Consider the following 17,791-nt stretch of genomic DNA (forward strand, 5'->3'; position numbering starts at 1 on the left):
CGGCGGGTGGATCGGTTGCGGTGGTGTCGAAGAAGAAGCTGATCGTGGTGCTGGTCGTGCTGATGTCCTGTTGTTGCGGCGGGCCGGCGCTCATTGTGGCGGCGCCGTTCGCGGAGCTGACTTCGATGGCGAAACAGGATTTCGGGCGGCAGTGCGATATCGCGCTCGGACCGGCCACCGGGACGACCCCCACCACCCCGGCCACCACCAGCACCGAATCCATTCCCCTCGGACCTGCCTCGCCTGCACCTATACCCACCACGAACCCCTACGCGTCCTTGACCTTCACAGCCGACGATACGGATATCGAGCCGCGCGATCGGCTGTGCGCTTCGGTCATGCAGGTGGCCCCCTGGCAGGGCCCGGAACTGCGGGAAAGCAGCAACGCTTCCGCCGCGGTATGCGCCGCGAACCTTGCCCTGAGTTATCCCGAGGCGGGCGGTCCGGCGGAGTCGGCCGATTACGTCCGGGACGTGATCTACAGCGCCTCGGTGGCCGGTTCGTCGGGGCGGTGTGTGCCGGGCCGGGCGCCCCGTGCGGCGGCGACGGAGAACTGCGGCGGCACCCGGTACGGCGAACCGGTGATCCTGCCGGAAACCGTGCGGGAACAGGCCTTCTGTGGGTATGTGGTGGATCCGGCCGCGATATCGCCCGGTGATCTGGTGTTCTGGGATTATCGGAACAACGCCGCAACGCGGGCGGGTATCGCGCTGGGATCGGGTGAGTTGGTGACGGTCGAGGACGAGGAGTTCGTCCGGTCGAGCGTTCCCGGCGCCGGGCACGTCCAGATCAAGCGCGTACTGCGGGAGGTGTCGTGACCAGCGCGGAAATCGGGCCGTTCGCCGTGGAATCGGAGTGGGCGGACGATCCGGAAACCGAAGGTGCGCCCGAGAGCGGGTCTCCGTGGACCGGTGGGCGCAGGCGGTGGGGCACCGGCGGTGGGAATGCGAACGCGAACCCGCCCGGTGCACCGGCAGCGCCACCCGGTCCGGCCACCTCGTCCGGCCCCACCGCGACACCGGTCGCCCAATCCGCGCCCGCGCCGGCGGCTGCCGCACCGCCGCCCGGTCTGGCGCTACCCGGCCTGCCCGCTCTTCCGGTACCCGGCGTACCCGCCCCGGTAACCGGTGCCCCACCGGCGGCCGCTCCCGCGCCCGCCCCAGCCCCGGTGGCCGACCGCCGCGAGGAGACAGACCCCGAGCCGCTGGTGGACCCCGACATGCTGGCGCGGATGGCGCCCATGGCGATGATGGCCGGCGCGTCCCTACTGCCCATGATCGGTTCGGCGCTCTCGGGGCTGACCGGTGGTGGCGGTGCAGCCCCCGTGGCCGAGGACGCCGCGACAGGGATGTCCCCGGAGGCCGAGCGTGCGATGAAGGTGCTGAAACTCCTCGAAGATATGTACGGCGAGGGCGAGCCCAAGGACCCCGAGGTGAAGAAACTGAAGGAGGAAGCCGGCGGATCGGATTCCTCCAGTGGTGCCGGGCCCGCGATGCTGAAGGCCAGGATGCTGTTCCAGGACAATGCCGCCACTGCCTTCAACAACCTCGACAAACAACTGGCCAAATACATTTCCGGCCTGGCGGGATCGAACAAGGTCGACAAGAACGCGGTGCGGTCGCTGTTGAAACAGGTCAATGCGGCGCTGGCCGAACTCGGACCGATGGCGTACACGAAGGAGGGGCAGCAGAAGGTACGCAAGATCCTGACCGTGGCCCTGCAGGCAGCGCACAAGATCGTCGCCGGCGGATCCGCGAATGCCGGTGACGCCGCCTCGGCCATCAACCAGCTGACCAATCAATACCTGTACAACCTCTTGGGCAAAGAGCTGCCCGGCGGGGTGAAATTCACGTCCGGCAAGAGCAAGGGTGCGACCGCGGGCGAGGGGGGATCCGCCCGTGCGAAGCATGCGGTGAAGACCGCCCTGAACCAGGTCGGCGATCCCTATGTCTGGGGAGCCGAAGGGCCGAACAGCTTCGACTGCTCGGGGCTCATGCAGTACGCGGCGAAGAAAGCCGGCGTGAACATTCCCCGCGTCGCCGACGATCAATTCAATTCGTTGCCGAAAGTGGCGAACAAGAATATTCAGCCCGGCGACCTGATCTTCCCCGAAAGCAGTTACAAGAACGGGGAGATGGGGCATGTGATGATGTACATCGGCGACGGAAAGTGCGTGGAAGCACCGAGCCGCGGCAAGGATGTCCGGGTCACCTCGTTGCCGAGCAGTTTCGCGGCGCGGCGCTGGGCGGACTGAACGTGCGCTGACCACGCCGGCGCCTGCTGCCGTGCCTACGGATCCCAGGGATCGAGTCCCTGGGCCGGATCGAGATGGTCGAGGTTCGCCAGCCGCATATGCCACCGATAAAGGTCGCGCTGGAGGTGCTGGTTGTACGGATTCTCCGCGAAAGCCTGCGCAGATCCTTCGAATCCTCGCGCCGCCTCGTTGGCGATCGCCCAGCGGGTGTCGCGGCCGACCGTGTTCCACTCGGTGGGAGTGATGGCCCGCTGCAGCGCGACATCGGAATCCCAGTGCTGTCGGACCCGGTCCATGAAGCCGTGGTTGAGGGTGGCTCCGGCGGGCGGGCGGTTGGTATGGCGCCGGAAGTTGGCCGCAGCCATCGCCGCCTGAGCCGCGAAGGCCTGCCGGGCCTCCAAGGGATCGGTCGGGCGCATATGGTTCTCGACCGCGCGGGCGGCGGCGACCGCTTTTTGTAGCGGTTTCCAACCGTAAGGGTTGTCGGACATACTCGAGTTCATGGCGGCGAGGGCTCGCATTGCCTGAACGGCCCGCGGATCTTCGGTGCCACCGGCGAGCAGGACCGCATTGAGCCAGTTGCCCGGAACTTTGAGGTCGCCGAGACCGTCGAGAGCGTGCGCGACACCGAGTGCGGTGTTCATTCCCCCGAACGGTGCAGCCCGTTGCTGCGCTCTCATCAGCCAGTTGGTGCGGCCCTGTTGCGACCAGTCATACATCTGCTGGCGTGACGCAGCGGAGCGGATATTCGCCAGGTCGGAAGCTTTCTTGCCACGGGCCAGGGGACTCAGTGGGCTGGGGGTGGCCATCATGAGCCAGCCGGTGATCGGCGAGCTGTTGATCGTGCTCAGCGCAGCGAGCATGCCCAGCCCGCTGAGCGAACCGCCGCCACCCGATCCGCCGGCGCCGACACCCATCCCCAGGGCCGTACCGCCGCCGCCACCGCCACCGCCGCCGCTCTGATTGCCCTGGATGGCCATCGCGAAGCGATTCGCCACCCAGTTGTTCCCACGGTCCAGGCTCTTGCTGAGGCGGCGGATCTGGACGATGGCCACGATTTCCACCACACAGGCAATCACGATCACCGAAAGCACCTGGCCCGGCGCCTGATCGAACAGATTGCTCATGAACAGGATGTAGATCCCGAGAAAGCAGGTGAAGGCCGCCATACGTGCCGCAGCGATGAAGCTGTCGACGATATTGCGTACAAGGTAGGTCTGCGTGGGACCGTAGACGAAACCGCCGGCCGCGAAACCGAAGATGGCCATGAATCCGTGATAGATCGTATCCAGTGCCGCTTTCGTCACCTTCAACGACAGATAGACAGCGAACAACAACAGCAGGGTGGCGCAGACCAGCAGGATCAAACCCGTACCCGCCTGCCCCACCGTAGGATTATCGGCCTTGGAGACCGCGGCCTCGTTGTTGCACCCCTCCATACCCTTGCGGACATTGTCATCACTTCCGGAGAGCACTCCGGAAGTCCAGGCGGCCTCGCAAGAGTAGTAATTGTCGACCACGTGACCGAAGTTCCACACCTGCACCGGTTTCCGGGCGAAATTATCGGCGAGGTCGTGCTGCATATCGGTGACCAGTGTCGTCGGATTCGGATTCCCGTCACCGGTCAGGCCGGCAGCGACCGAGAGGCCCACATTGCGCCCTTGACTCAGTAATCCGTCCGAGGAAAGCACGTCGGCCAATGGTTCGGCGAGGAATATCGGGCCCAGGACCGCTACGCCGAACATCGTGATCACTTGCATCGTGGCCTTACTCGGAAAGCCGCGAACAATGAACCAGGCAACGAAGAATGCTCCGATGGTGACCGCGGTGGCCAGCACCATGGGGGTGGCGACCTGCGCGACGAACGCATCGGCCACGCCTGTGAGCGCGTCCGCGAACATATCGAGCCAAGTGAAACTGAAAGTGAACCCGACAATCCAGATCGCGGTGGTCACGATGGACATATAGCCCACGAACTCCAGGCCGAGAATGGTCCACAGAATCGTGTTGCCGGGATTCAGCAGACTGCCCTTGTCGGTGGCGAAGATGTAGTTGGCCAGCGGAACACCCTCGGAATCCCGGACATTCATCCAGCTGAGGCCGTCGACCTGGGACACGCCGCTGCTCACCTGGGCGGTGGCGACGACGCCGATGATCCCGGGAAAGACGACCAGGACGAAAAGGATCGCCGTTGTCCACAGCAGCCGGCGTCGCCACGGTCGTTCCCGTAGCCAGTTCTTTCCCCGGAGAACGAGAATGTCGGGGTACCAGCGCAGCGGTCCCCGGTAACGGTGTGGCGGCCCGGCCGACTCCGTTTCGGTCGCAGTGGGCGGTACTGTCGGGGTAGTCATCGAGTGCTCACCACCGTGCCGACGGGATCGCGGCTTTCCCTGCGGGCACAGCGATGTGAATATCCGGGTACGCGGGCGGTCGGGGTGTGTGGAAGTTCCCAGGGAGTCCTTGCCTCGGATCACGCAGGTTCATCAGATGTTTCCTCCTGCGTCATCGTTGGGCCCTTGCCTGCGTAAGGGAATCCGTGCGCGAGCCTGGGCTCGCACGCTCGATAATGCCCTGTTCGAGCAGGTCAACGCTTCCCGGTGCTGGGAATCCATGACAATTGGGGCGTCACGAAGGGAGGCGCGGATATGGTCGGCTGCCGGCGCTGCGAACCTCCTCCCGGCCGGTTCGTGAACGATCGTCCGGGGGGAGTCGGGGGGCGGATGACCGTGGCCGCGGGTTGCGCTCGCCGGGGTCGGTGAGGGCGTGGGAATCGGAGAGTTCCTCGAGGACAACTGGGATGAGATCGCCGTCGGCGGGGCGAGTGTGGTGGGGTTTGTTTGCCGCGGTACGCCGTGGGGCATTGCGCTCGGCGCCGCAGTCGGGGGTGTCACCGCCGCGCTGCAGGGCGAGGATGTGGGAGGTATCTTCGTCGGGGCGGCGCTGGGGGGCGCGGGTGGTCTTGCCGGTGGGTTGGGGAGCTTCGGGGTCAGAGGTTTCATGGGGCGCGGCGCGGTGGACACCCTGGCTCGCAACAACGGATGGCTGGGCGCGGTCCCGCGAGCGTTGGGTGGTGGACACCTCGCACGCTGGAAGACCTACGCCGGTCTGGGCGGTATGCCTTTCGCGGGTTGGACGGGTGACGGTTTCCGCGACACCGTGTACCAACATCTCGGATACCCCGGCATCCCGCTGATCGATATCAGCGAGGACGAACTCGACAAGATTCCCGACGGTATGCCGCATGTCTATATGCCCGATCCGCGGCAGATGCCGGAGGGGCTCGAATTCACCCCGCCGGCGCAGCGGAACTTCCGGACGTTACCCGCGGTCGAGCTGGACTGCTGGACCAGTTTCGGTGAGAAACCGGTGCCGGCGGAGGACCTTCCGAAGGAATCCGATGTCGCCGACATCTTCGGTGAAGAGGCGGCGGGAATACCCGATTACGCCCAGCGCGTCGAAGTCCTGCGCCATCGATACCGCACGATCAAATCGCAATCCGGTGTCGTCGCGGAGGCGGTGAAACGGTCCGCGGAACTCTGCAAATCCGGTCGTGCGGACCTGAAGACGTCGATCAACACTCAGAAAGAGTATGTCGCCACCGATTCGCGCGATATGAAGAAGATCACCGAACTGCTGACCGAACACAATCAGAAACTCAGCGAGTCCAGCGGGATACCTGTATTTTTCGTCGATCCGGAGCAGTTGAGCACCGGGATGCAGAGCGAGGACTCGTACACGATGGTCATCCTCGAGTCCAGCTACGCGAACGTCGAGTCGATCGTGTCCTTCTACGCGGGGCAATTCGAGGCAGCCGCCGCGGCCGTCGACAAGAAGGAGGAGAAGCCCGAGGGTTCCGGCTCGGAAAAACGGAACACCACCACCGGGGCCGGCGGCGATCGGTCCCGTGGCGCGGGGGGCGGGGACGATCCGGTCGCGGATCGGCAGGCCTCCGCGGAAAACCCGGGCGCCGGAGACCCGAGTGGGGTGCCGGCTCCCGAACCGATGGACCTCGACGCCGGCTCCGGTCCGGGGACCGATGCCGGGACGGGCCGGCTGTCCGACGGTGGCACAGCCGGCAGCCTCGGAGAGCCCGGTACCTCGGGGCCGGCCGTGGATACTCCTGCAGTTACGCCGCCGGCAGCAGCGAATTCCGGCAGTATGAATTCGGCACTGGGCGGGATGTTGCTGCCGCAGCTCATGCAGGCCGCGATGGGCCGCCCCGAGGCACGGGACAGTGACGGGCAAGGCGATCGCCGTGAGCGCGAAGGAAGTGAAGACGCCGTGACCGCGTCTCGGCCGGGCGCTGTCACCGCGCCGGGCGCAGGGCAACCACCATCCGGCCGAACCGCCGCGCCACCGGCCGACCAGGCAGGCCCCGCCAAGTCCGTGGCTGCCCCGGCCGACAACGCACCACCGCCGGCCAGGCCCGCTGTCACCGATCCTGCCGAGCGCACGGTGTATACCTTCCCGGATGGTCGTACACAGGAAGTGTCGGCCGTGGTGGCCCGGGCTCTCGACGCGGCGTTCGGCAACGCCGCGGGCACCGATGCCTCGGCAGCGTATGCGGGTACGCCGGCGCACTGGACGGACGAGAAGAAGATCGGTGCACGGACCGATCCCTATCAGCTGATGACCGGCGATGTCGGGGTCTGGGCGGAACGTACGGCGTTGCTGGTCGTGTTCGAGGGTGCGGATCCGGCCGGCGCAACGGTGGAAGCGGTGATCGACGGCACGCTGGTGCCGGTGACCTCGCTCGCGGATATGCGTGACGGCGGCGGCGATTTCGGGCCGTTCAACGGCTTCTTCCATCCGCACGGAATCGAGATGACGGCGCGCGGGTCCGCGTCGTCGCGTACCGATGCGACAGGCACCGAGAACCACGCTGCGGCCGATGCCGCGGTACCGGCGTAGGAGGCAGTGTGGCTGGAATCGTCGGGGATGTCGTCGCGCTGGGTGCGGATCTGGCCATCTCGGGATTGGCGAGTAGGTACCTCGGTGCCGGGGGCGGGATGGGCAGGCAGTTCGCCGCCGATGTCGGAGGCGGTTTCGTCGGTGGCGGCGTCTCCGGAATGCTGTCCAACGGGATCGGCGTCAACAACTTCTTCGACGGGGCGATCGCCGGCGCCGGCGGGGCGGCGCTCGGCTCGGCCGTCGGGCTCGCAGCGCGCACCCCGCTCAGGAACTTCGCCACCCGCACCGATGAAGCCGTAACCAACTCCCGAGCCGCGCAGAGCGACGCCGTCAACGAGGCCCATGCCCTGGAAAGGGCCGAGTCCGCGGTCGAAACGGCCGATAACAACTTGGACGCTGCCCAGCGTGCGGTGGGTTCGGCGCAAACGGATCTGACGCGGGCGCAGGACGAGTTGCGGAGGGCGGAGGACGCACTGGCCAATCCTGCTCCGGGCGATGACATCACCGAGCTGCGGAACGCCAGGAACGCCGCACAACGTAGAGTGGACGGCGCCCAGGACAACCTCACGGACGCGCAGCGGGCTGAGGATGAGGCCTTCGAGGCGCGCGATAACGCGTTGCGCGATTACGAGTTGGCCGACGCGTCCGCCCACCGGCTGGACGATGCCGCCCAGGAATCATACGAAACTCTGCTTGCCGCGCAACGACGTTCCGAGTTGTGGGGCGCCGAGGGAAGCTTGACTCCGTGGATTCATCCTTTCGGTGTCGCGGCCGGTTCGGGTCTGATGGTCTCCATCGGTTCGATCGATTGGGGTCCCGAGGGTGGCGGTGCGGCGGGCGCCGATACAGTCTCGTTGGTATGGGACGGACAGGCCGCCGCAGCGGCAGGCGGGGTCGCCGGGAAGGCGCCGTTTGCGCCCACCCAAACCAACCCTGGTGTGAAAGTTTCGGGTATGCAGGGCTTTCTGCTCCGCCCAACGGAGTTGAACCCCCAGCTGATCACTGCGTTCGGTGGTGCAAAGGACTCCTTTGCCGCCACGGTGGTGGATATCCATCAGATGAGTGGCGACCTCGAGAAGAAGATCGAATTGCGGCTCGACCCTCCTCCGCGTATGCCGCAGGGAATCTCCGTCGGTAGCGGCGGCGGTACCACCAGCTATAAAGAGGCCACCGACAATGTGGAATCTGCCCTGGACGACCTCTACAAATCGGAGTTGGGCAACAAGGAGACGGCGGCGAAAGTCGCGGATATCTCGGCGACGGTCAAGGACGGCGTGGCGGCTGTGATCAGCAGTCACAACAGTCAGGCACAGCAACTCACTTCGACGGATCTCGGAAACAACTTCATGAAGCTCGTTTCGCAGGGGTTCGACGAGCTGATCGGCATCCTGGAGACCGCCGCGAACGCGATGGAGCGTGCGGCATCGGGGATCGAGGATCCCAGCGCCGGAGACGAGAACGCCTCCCAGCAGCTGGACGACCGGGTGGGTGCGCTCGAGAACAGCCTGAAGAACCCTTCGCTCTGGCCGGACGGCTCGAAAATCGGCACCCCTGACCCGGCCGAACTCGACAACCTCGGTGTCGGTACTCCGAATGTTCCCGGTACAGCCAGTTCCGACTTGGCCGACGCGGCGAAACAGATGGAAGACCGGTCGAACGACGCACTGCAGGCCTCCACTCCGGACGTACCGACCGCGCCGTCCGGCTCGCTCGGTGGTATCACCGATCCGATGGCAGCAGCCGGCGGAATGGGGAACAGTCTGATGAGTTCCCTGCTCCCGATGTTGATGTCGCAGGCCGCCATGCGTAACGGGGCCGATAGCGATCTGGCGCGGCGGGTCGACGATATCGACCCGTCGCGGTACGACGTGGCGGCCGCCCCGACCATGCCCCCGGCCCGGCCGGCCGCGACCACGCCGTGGTCGAATCCGGCGACCACCACTCCGGCGCCTGCGCAGCCCGCGCACCACCAGAGCGGGCCCCCTTCCGGTGCGACCTCGAACCAGACGGGCTCGGGGATGCCGAAACGGGTACCGGGAGCGGACGGCCTGGTGGCCTACCCGTTCCCGGACGGCCGGACGCAGAAGGTGCCGTTGACTGTGGCACTGGGGCTCGACAAGGCGTTCGCGAACAAGACGGCCACCGATGCGCAGGCTGCCTATGCCGGAACCCCCGCCGCATGGACGGACCCGAAGGATATCGGTGCGGCCGTCGACCCGTTCCAGTTGGCCACCGGTGACGTGGCCACCTGGCGGGCGTCGGCGGAGGACGAGGGCAAGGTCCCCGCCGGAGCTTCCGCGGTGGTCGGAACACCCGCCGGTGGTTCTGCGGAGGGCGAGAAGAAGTCTCCGGAGGGCGAGAAGAAGACCGGGGATCAGCAGTCCGGCGGATCGACGGGCGATCCGGAGTACCGGTCCGCGTTGCTCGTCGTTTTCGGTGAGGGCGAATCCGGCACCGTGGAAGCGGTTGTGCACGGCGAATTGCAGCAGTACGCAGCGGATATGGCGGCTCCGGACGGACAGGCCTTCGGCGAGTTCGCCGGATTCAAACATCCGAAGGGTATCGAGGCCACCGGCGATATGGGCCAGGAGGGCGATGCGGCGGCCGGCACCGGCGCGGATCCGTCGGCCCTCGACGTCCCGGCGCTGGCCGGCCCGGCGTGAGGGTGCGAGAGTGACAGGTGAGAGGAGACCGGTATGGCGTTGAATGTCGATCTCGGTGAGCTGGTGGCCGTCGCCGGGAAGTCCGCAGATATGGCGCGCCTCACCGGCGCCGCGATGCCGCGGGAATGGGTACTACCCGCCGGAGCGGATCCGATCTCGGCACAGGCCGTACCCCAGCTGAACGCCGATGCCGCGGCGCTGTTCAACGCGACCGTAGGGGTGCTGAACAAGATTCAGCGCGATGCGCACCATATCGGCCAGGCGGCAGTCGAGTACGCCGCGGCCGATGACGAAGGTGCCCGCCTGGTCAACGGTTCGGGCGGCAACTTGGTGGACAATCCGGTGCCGGCCGTGGAACAGGTGGGACTGCGCAGAGTACCGCCCGGGTTACGCGATATGCCTGTGGTGACAGGAGATCCGCTGACCTTCGCGCAACAGTTGCACAGTGGCCCGGGACCGGAACCAGCCCATCGGTTCGCCGATTCGGTCCGGTTGTTCAACACCAGCTCTCGTGTTCAGGCCGCCGATGATATGGATCGTGCGGGGTCGGTTCTGCAGCACTGGACCCCGGTCGGCTCGGAGGTCGCCACGCGTTTCGCGACCTACCGCGGCTGGATGGACACCCTCGGCGATGCGATGGAGAAACTGGCCCAGGGAGCGGAGTCCTACGGCAACGCGTTCGCACGAGCCAAGGCGAAACATCCGACACCGGAAGAAATTATCGCTGCCCGGAAGAAGATGCTGGCGGCGGCGCGGGCCAAGAACGAGGCGGCGCTCGCCGCGGCGACCGCGGAATACAACGAAATGAACGTCCGGGCAGGCGAGGCGACGGGTTCGTATGTTTCGGAGACCGGGACGGGGGTCGCGGATTCGTCGCAGAGTTCCGGCGCGGCGGCGGCGCAGACCGGGTCGGGTTCGGGCGACCAGATGCTGTCGCAGATGTTGCCCATGCTGATGAGCATGATGGAGATGGGCAAGGACGGGCTGTCGCCGACCGAGGAGATCTCCGACGACTACTACGACGACTATTACGACGATTACGGACTGGGGGATTACAGCGTCCCGTCGTACGGTAGTCCCACCGGCGGTTCTCCGTCGGTGCCGAGCGGGGGAATTCCGAGCGCGTCGGAGGTGCAGACGTTGTCTGGATCGACCGTTATGCCGCTGACGCCTGCCGTGGGCAGCAGTCTCGGTTCGCCGCCGCGGGTGCCTGCGTCGGAAGGTGTCGCCGGTAGCTCGGGAAGTCCCTCCGGGCGTTCGGGAATGCCGATGATGCCGATGATGCCGATGGGGGGGATGGGTGGTGCCGGGGCAGGTGCGGGCGGTGGCGGTGACGAGCGCAACCGCATCGTGGCCTGGCACCCCGATCGCCTGATGTATGTCGATGACACTCCACACACCGAACCCGTTATCGGGGAACGGCCCACCATCGCGCCGACGGTCACGCAACCGACCCCGGCCCCGGCCAACCAGGCCCCGACCCGTACCGGAGGCAACGCATGAGTATTCATCCCGATGTGCAGGCCGCGCTCGACGCGGCCCGAGAACTGCGGCACCGCATCGCCGATATGCGCGAGCGTATCGACGATGTGCGCGCCCGGCGTCCCTCGCCGAGCGGCATGGTGATTCCCGAAGTCGACGCTATGGGCCGGTTGACGAGTCTGTATCTCGCTCCCGGGACCGCGGACCGATTCAGTGGCGAGGAACTGGTCGCCGAGATCATGGCCGCGATCCGGGAGAGTACGCAGGATGCGGCCCGGCAGTACCAGGTGATCATGGAAACGGTGATCACGGATGATGCCGCGGAGATCGCCGGCGGTGACCGGGAACCGGCCGGGGTCGGAGACCCCGCGCGATGACCGCCCCGGAGCAGGCGGAATCCGAAGAGACAGTATCCGCGGCGGACGCCATCGGGTGGCTGCACGAGGAAGGGCTGGCCCGGCTCGCGGCGCTGGGCGGCGATTCGGGTCACCCGACGGTCGCCTTCGCCGTGGACGTGGCGACCGGCATCATCACGAAGTATCCGGCTGCCAACGCCGGCATCGGTGCGGATTCCAGTACCGTCGGCGCCGACGATCTACCGGGACCGCTGGAAACCGCTCGCCGGCTGGTGGTCGTCGGAATCACCAGTAGTGAACAGTTGCTGGTGGTGGACCTGGCGGGATCGTTGGTGATGGGAATCAACGGTGACCGTCCCGAACTGGCCGCACGGTCGTGGGTGAGCCAATTGCTGCTCAATCCCGAGGTCACGATTACCACCAACAGTGCCGAGGTCGCGCTCGGCGCCGGCCCGCGCTGCCGCAAGAGTTTCATCCCGGGCGGCGGTGGTTCGATCGTCAGCGTGGACGACGGACGGCCCCCCGTCACCACCGTATCGATGAATTCCGATGCGGACAGTGCCGATTATCTGGAATTGCTGGGTGACGGTGCCGGTGAGATGTACCTGGGCGCCCGGGTCTGGCAGCTGCGCCTGGTGCTGACCATTGCCGACGCACCGTGGTCGGTGCTGTCGGAAACCCTGGCCGAATCCGCATAGTACAAGCGAGGAGATTGCGATGGCCGACGACTACGATGACTACACTGCCGACGGTTTCGACGATATACCGGATACGAAACCCGCTGTCGCGCCGCAGATTCACGAGGTGTTCAACCCCGACCATACCGTGGGCGTGGCCTGCGGCCGGGATGGCGAAGTCGTGGGTATGCACATCACCGACGATGCCAAGGACAACGGTGATGCCTGGCTGAGCGCCGAAATCCTGAAGGTTGCCGGGCTTGCGCACGCGAAATCACGGCTGGGGTTGCGCCGCGAGATGGAGGCCAACGGGGCGCGCTCCTACACCGTCGACTCGTTCGGGCTGCCCACCGAAGCCGCGTATCAAACGATGGAAAACGAAGCGTTCGGCCTACGGCCCGCGTAAACCGTACCGGTGCCCGGTACGGCCGAGAGAGGACACGACCATGGTGAAAATCCTTTCGCTGGACGATTTGACGGCGATCGTGGGTGATGCCGCGGGCGCGGTTTCGGTGATGACCGACTGCGTCGGCACGACGGTGGATTCCTGGTCGGCGGAATCGAACTCCGAATGTGTTATGGACCGGGCCATGCTCGGGACGCTGGAGGTGATTCGCGACCTCTTCGGTGCGGGGTTGACCGGAGTGCTCGAACAGTCGGGTATCACGGTGCAAGCCACCGATCTCGGTAAGGCCGTGCTGCGCAATTCCGATATCGACGGCAGCCTTGTCGTGCGGCCTGCCGAGGCCTGACCGGCCACGATGGCACCGGAGCAATCGAGTCCGCACTGGGACCGGATCGTCGGGGACAACTGGCCGCAGATACCGCCGTCTGCCTGGCACGCTCTGGAGATCGCCGCGCGGGAAGGCGCAGCAGCGCTGAACCTTTCCGATGTCGAGCAGGCGCGGCGCGCCTTCGAGGAAACGGTTCAGCAGTCGGCCGGCCTGGAATATATCCGGCTGGCGCTGGTCGCCCTGGAGAACAATCCGCGAGCATTCGCGGCGGCGTTGACGGCCGCGGCCGATACCTTCGGCACGCTCGGCGATATCGTGCGGCGCACCCGGAACCAGATTCTCGATGTGGTCGACGATGCCGCGGATCGGATCGATGCGGCCACCCGCGGCGACAACAACGACGACGGGGAAGTGGACGACGAAGCCGAGGCCGAGACGGACCGGCAGACCACCGAGGCCATTCTCACCGAAGCACGGGACGATGTGGAAGATATCGTCGCGGCCGCATTGCGCTCGCTGGGCCCGCAGGGCCTGCCGCGATTGGACGATATCGCCGAGGCGCTGGGGCAGCCCGGTCCGTGGCGTAGTGGCGCGGCGCCCGGCCGGGCTCCCCGTGCGCCGGGTGCCGGTGCTCCCGGCGACAACGGTCACCACTGGGAGCCGGGTTCCGGTTTCGATTCCGGTACGTGGCACCGGAATCCCGGCCTGACCGGTCTGGTGCCGCCGGATGCCGGGCTCGGCCGGGTGCTGATCGATTTCTTCTGGGATCTGCTGACACCGGATCCGGTGGCGCCGGATCTTGTGCAGCAGCCGCCCGGGGGTGAGGTAGCGGGCGAACACGATGCACCTACCGGAATGCCCGCGCCGCCGATACCCGGCCAAGGCGTCGAAGGACAGGAGCAAACCCTCGGTGGCGCGCCGCCCCCCGGGCCGCGTACCACCGTGCCGGCCCTCGATTCCGACAGCGGGACCGGTGTACCTGCTGATGATCCGCCTGCCGACGGCGAGAATGAAACGACCGGCCGCACCGCGGATCTGCCCGCCGAAGCCGAGCCCGCAGGTGATCCGGAGGCTTCCGCGACCGAGTCCGGAGCCCGGACAGTTCCGGAGGATCCGGGTATCTCGCGCGTCGATGCGCAGACCGATGCCCCCGCCGGCCAGACCATGAGCGTGACGCCCGGCATGCTCGCGGCCGGCCTGGCGATGGGATCGGCAGGCCCGGCGAACGCGGCGAGTGCGGAACCGGCGGTAACCAGGAGTACCGCTGCGAGCGGTGGGCCGGGCTCGGCCGGTTCGGCGACGAGCTCGGCGGCCGGTTCGGCCGCGGTGTCCAGCACACAGGGGTCGCGTGGTGCCGCGGGACCGATCGAGGCGCATAGGGGTGCCGGTGCAACCGGGAAGGCGATCAGCGCCGCAAATACGCCCGGCGTGGTGGCGCCCGGCGGTAAAGGTCCGGGTGCGCTGCCGGACGCTGATCCGGGCGGGGACAAGCGTCGCGGTGCGGGGGAAGTCGTGCAGGACGCGGTGGGTGCGGCCATGGTCGCCTCGGCCGCGCCCGCGTTCGTCGTCGGGGAGCGGGTCGACGGCGACCTGGTCCTGGCCCGTACTCTGCTCGGCGGTATCCGCGCCGCCACCGACCCGTGGGTGGTGGGTGTGGACTGGGCGGTGGCCGTGCTACGGCATCCGGGTGGGGTGAGCGCATTCGTCACCTCGAACGAGGGTCGCGGATGGCTACCGGCGCGGTTGTATCTGCCGGCGGAGCTGTCGTTGCCGTGGCTGTGGACGGTGGCCGAGGAGTCCGGTTGGGAGGGTATCGCGGATCCGGCGCGCGTTCTGGTGGAGTTCGCGATGGCCTGGGGTGCGAGGTCGGGGTCCAAGTTGTCCGCGCTGGCGTCCTCCCGGCCGATCGATCCGGTGCTCGGCGGACAGCTCGCAACGGTCGCACTGGCCGGGTCGGTGGGCGCCTCGGATGCCATGGATCTGCGCAACCCCACGGCCGGGATGCTGGATCGCCTGGGGCTCACCGCCTCTGCGCGCCTGCTCGATCGGGCGACGTCGGTTCCGGACCACGGTGTGGCGCGGCGATGTCTGGAGCTGGCAGTCGATGCGCATATCCGGGTCGAGCGGGCGGGTATCCGGACGGTCGACGCAATGGGTGCTCCCGAGATCAGGCTCCGGATTCTGCGGGCCCTGCGGGACGGCCGTGAGTTCGCGGCCGGCTGGTGGGAGGAGATGCAGGACGCAGACGATCTGATCGCGGCGACCGCGCTCGGGCATCGCTCCGTGACCAGCCGGATCGCGCTCGGTGAGTTACGGGCCGCTGCCACAGATTTCGAGCCGGATTCGGAATTGTCGGTGTTACGTGCGCTGACCTTCCATCGCCGATGTAACGAACTGGTGCTGCTGCTGGCCGAGGGCGGGACACGGCAGACCTTGCGCGACGCTGTCTACGCACATTCGCAGATCCTGACGCATCCGTATTTCGCGCAGCCCCCGGCGGCTGTGCCCGTGCCGCGCCGGAGCGCGGTATCGACCGGCGGAGCCCGGTGACCCGAGACCGCCTGCCATCCCCCAACTCCCCAATGCTGGGAAGGATCGACAATTGGGGGGTCGGTGGTGGAAAGGATTGATCGGGCATGCCGGAACGGCTGGATATCGACCCTGAGTTACTGCGCCGGCTGGCACTGCAACACGATCAGGTCGCGGCCGAGACACGGGAATGGGCGCAGCCGCCCTCCGATTGGCTCGCCAATTTCGAACCCACCTACGGCAAGATCGCCAACCCGGTGAAAGAGGCGCTGGAACGCTACTACACCGCCCGCCTGCGGGCAGGGGAAGCCCTTGCCCGGGAGCACGAGGAAACCGCTCGATCACTGCGCGAATCCGCGGACACCTACGAACGGACCGATGCCGCGGGCGCGGCGGCGCTCGAGGATCCGGACGGCGACAACCGCCGGACGGACACGATGTTCGGCAGCCCCGCTCCATCGGTGAACGGTCCGGCCGGAAATACCACCGCAAGCCCCGGGACGGCCGGTGCGGCCCTGCCGAACGGGTCCGCGGGTGCGGTGCCCGGGGGCACCACACCGCCCAGTGGGATCGACCAGCCAGGCGCCGGAACGCCGGCGGCATCGGGCGCGGGCGCTGCGACGCCGGGCGCCACGTCCGCACCCGGGGCTGTGCCTGCCGGTGAGAACACGGCTGCCTCCGGCGCAACACCTGCCGCTGCCGGTACCGGGGCGGGGGCAGGGACGGGGACGGGCCCTGCCGGGGCAACCGGCACGGTGCCTCCGGGGGCAATGGTCGGCACCGGTATGCCGGCAGGCGTCGGTTCCGGCGGCGAGGACCGCGGCTCCACCGCGCCGCCGTCCGGAGCGACAGCGGACGGGCACGGGGTTCCCCCGGTTGTCCCGACTCCGTTCAATTCGGCGGTATCGGCCGCCAATGACCGGGAAGCCGAGCCCAACTACATCGTGGGCGATGCTGTGAACGAGGACCTGGTACTCGCCCGGACCCTGCTCGGTGCGGTGCTGGCGGCGACCGATTCCCAGGTCGGAATGACCTGGGCGGTGGCGGTGCTGCGCGGTCCGGCCGGTGCCGGAATGTTCATCACCTCGAACGAGGGACGCGGCTGGCTGCCGGCCGGGCTGTACCTCCCACGGCAGGTCTCCACGCCGTGGTTGTGGGACGAACTACTCGGCGCCGACGGAGACGAAGCCGCCCCCTGGGAAGGAGTCGCGGACCCCGCACGGGTACTGGCCGAATTCGGCCGGGCCTGGGGTGCGAAGGCCAACGCTTCCCTGTCCGCACTCGTTTCGTCGGGCCCGATCGACCCCGGTCTGCGCGGCCGGCTCGGCGACGCGGCCATGGAGGGGCTCGTCGGGCCCGCCGCCGACGTGAACTTGCAGGTGCTCACCCCCGACACCGCCGATCGGCTCGGGATCACCGGGTCGGTCCCGGCGCTGGAATCGGTAGCGGCCGTGGCAGACTCGGACGTGCGTGCCCGAACTGTCGGGCTCGCGGTGGATGCCCACGCCCAGCTCGGTCGCCTCGCGATACCGGGTTATCGAGATGCCTTCGGGACCCGTGCGCTCCGGGACCGGATCCTGGCCAAGGTCGAACGAGCCGAGGAGATTCCGGCATCCTGGTGGGACGAACTCCGGGACGCCGACGATCTGCTGGCGGCAACCATGGTCTCGCAGCGGGTCGATGTGGGCCGGGTCGATCTCGGCGCCATCCGAGTGGATGACGAGGTCGCCATGCTGCGTGCGCTGGTCTGGGAGCGGCGCTGCAATGAGCTGGTGGCCTTGCTGAACCAGGAGCCGGATCGTCAGGTGCTCCGTGACGCCGTGTACGCGCACAGCCAGATCCTGGAGCATCCCGCTTTCGTGATGCAGCCGGCCACCGTGGCGGCCGGTGTGGACACTGCGGTGGAGCGTCCTGCCGGGGCCGCCGGCTCCCCGGTTACCGCTCCGACCGGTGCGGTGTCTGCTCCGGAGACCGGCTCCGGTCCGCCGGCGGGTGCCGTTGCGCCGCCGGTCGCGCCACCGCCGGAAACTCGGCAGACCTACTGAGTCAGCGCCTACTGCGCGGTAGTGCGGATAGTCGGCGAATTCGCTGTGGCCGATCGCTGATCAGCCGACGGCATGACATCGCCTGATTCCGCATGGACCGCTGTCCTGTTCGGGCGGTGACGGATTCGGCAACACTCGAG

The 17,791-nt window shown here is 67.4% G+C and carries 12 protein-coding genes; 11 read left to right on the forward strand and 1 reads right to left on the reverse strand.

Annotation, left to right across the window (positions count from 1 at the left end; genetic code table 11):
- The first annotated feature begins 23 nt into the window (after window positions 1-23).
- Window positions 24-818, forward strand: coding sequence for a hypothetical protein (locus ACFWPH_RS22490; protein ID WP_378753993.1), 795 nt, complete (start codon window positions 24-26; stop codon window positions 816-818).
- On the forward strand, window positions 815-2,254 hold the full coding sequence (locus tag ACFWPH_RS22495) for a C40 family peptidase (RefSeq protein ID WP_378753995.1): 1,440 nt from the start codon (window positions 815-817) through the stop codon (window positions 2,252-2,254). Before ACFWPH_RS22490 ends, ACFWPH_RS22495 begins: the two co-directional genes overlap by 4 nt.
- Before the next feature lie 35 nt (window positions 2,255-2,289).
- On the opposite strand, the gene ACFWPH_RS22500 is transcribed toward ACFWPH_RS22495, so the two are convergent.
- Complete coding sequence (locus ACFWPH_RS22500) at window positions 2,290-4,605, reverse strand: hypothetical protein (RefSeq protein ID WP_378753997.1); 2,316 nt, start codon at window positions 4,603-4,605, stop codon at window positions 2,290-2,292.
- A 412-nt stretch (window positions 4,606-5,017) separates the two neighbouring features.
- Here ACFWPH_RS22500 and ACFWPH_RS22505 point away from each other — a divergent pair, with 412 nt between their 5' ends.
- The 9 genes from ACFWPH_RS22505 to ACFWPH_RS22545 all read left to right on the forward strand — a co-directional run bounded on the left by ACFWPH_RS22505 (window position 5,018) and on the right by ACFWPH_RS22545 (window position 17,651).
- Window positions 5,018-7,165: a hypothetical protein gene (locus tag ACFWPH_RS22505; RefSeq protein WP_378753999.1), complete on the forward strand. Its 2,148-nt coding sequence runs from the start codon at window positions 5,018-5,020 to the stop codon at window positions 7,163-7,165.
- An 8-nt stretch (window positions 7,166-7,173) separates the two neighbouring features.
- Window positions 7,174-9,828, forward strand: a complete 2,655-nt coding sequence (locus tag ACFWPH_RS22510) for a hypothetical protein (RefSeq protein WP_378754001.1) — start codon at window positions 7,174-7,176, stop codon at window positions 9,826-9,828.
- A gap of 33 nt (window positions 9,829-9,861) precedes the next feature.
- Window positions 9,862-11,331 carry a PPE domain-containing protein gene (locus ACFWPH_RS22515; protein ID WP_378754003.1) on the forward strand — a complete coding sequence of 490 codons (1,470 nt, stop codon included), beginning with the start codon at window positions 9,862-9,864 and terminating at the stop codon, window positions 11,329-11,331.
- Complete coding sequence (locus ACFWPH_RS22520) at window positions 11,328-11,687, forward strand: YbaB/EbfC family nucleoid-associated protein (protein ID WP_280413984.1); 360 nt, start codon at window positions 11,328-11,330, stop codon at window positions 11,685-11,687. Before ACFWPH_RS22515 ends, ACFWPH_RS22520 begins: the two co-directional genes overlap by 4 nt.
- Window positions 11,684-12,364, forward strand: coding sequence for a hypothetical protein (locus ACFWPH_RS22525; protein ID WP_378754005.1), 681 nt, complete (start codon window positions 11,684-11,686; stop codon window positions 12,362-12,364). Before ACFWPH_RS22520 ends, ACFWPH_RS22525 begins: the two co-directional genes overlap by 4 nt.
- A 19-nt stretch (window positions 12,365-12,383) precedes the next feature.
- A complete protein-coding gene (locus tag ACFWPH_RS22530) occupies window positions 12,384-12,749 on the forward strand; it encodes a hypothetical protein (protein ID WP_378754007.1) in 366 nt (121 codons plus the stop codon).
- Window positions 12,750-12,789: 40 nt separating this feature from the next.
- Window positions 12,790-13,095, forward strand: coding sequence for a hypothetical protein (locus tag ACFWPH_RS22535; protein ID WP_378754009.1), 306 nt, complete (start codon window positions 12,790-12,792; stop codon window positions 13,093-13,095).
- A 9-nt stretch (window positions 13,096-13,104) separates the two neighbouring features.
- Window positions 13,105-15,627: a hypothetical protein gene (locus ACFWPH_RS22540; protein ID WP_378754011.1), complete on the forward strand. Its 2,523-nt coding sequence runs from the start codon at window positions 13,105-13,107 to the stop codon at window positions 15,625-15,627.
- 86 nt (window positions 15,628-15,713) lie between these two features.
- A complete protein-coding gene (locus ACFWPH_RS22545; protein ID WP_378754013.1) occupies window positions 15,714-17,651 on the forward strand; it encodes a type VII secretion target in 1,938 nt (645 codons plus the stop codon).
- The last annotated feature ends 140 nt before the right edge of the window (window positions 17,652-17,791 follow it).

It is taken from the genome of Nocardia sp. NPDC058499, assembly GCF_042719915.1.
Classification (GTDB): Bacteria; Actinomycetota; Actinomycetes; order Mycobacteriales; family Mycobacteriaceae; genus Nocardia.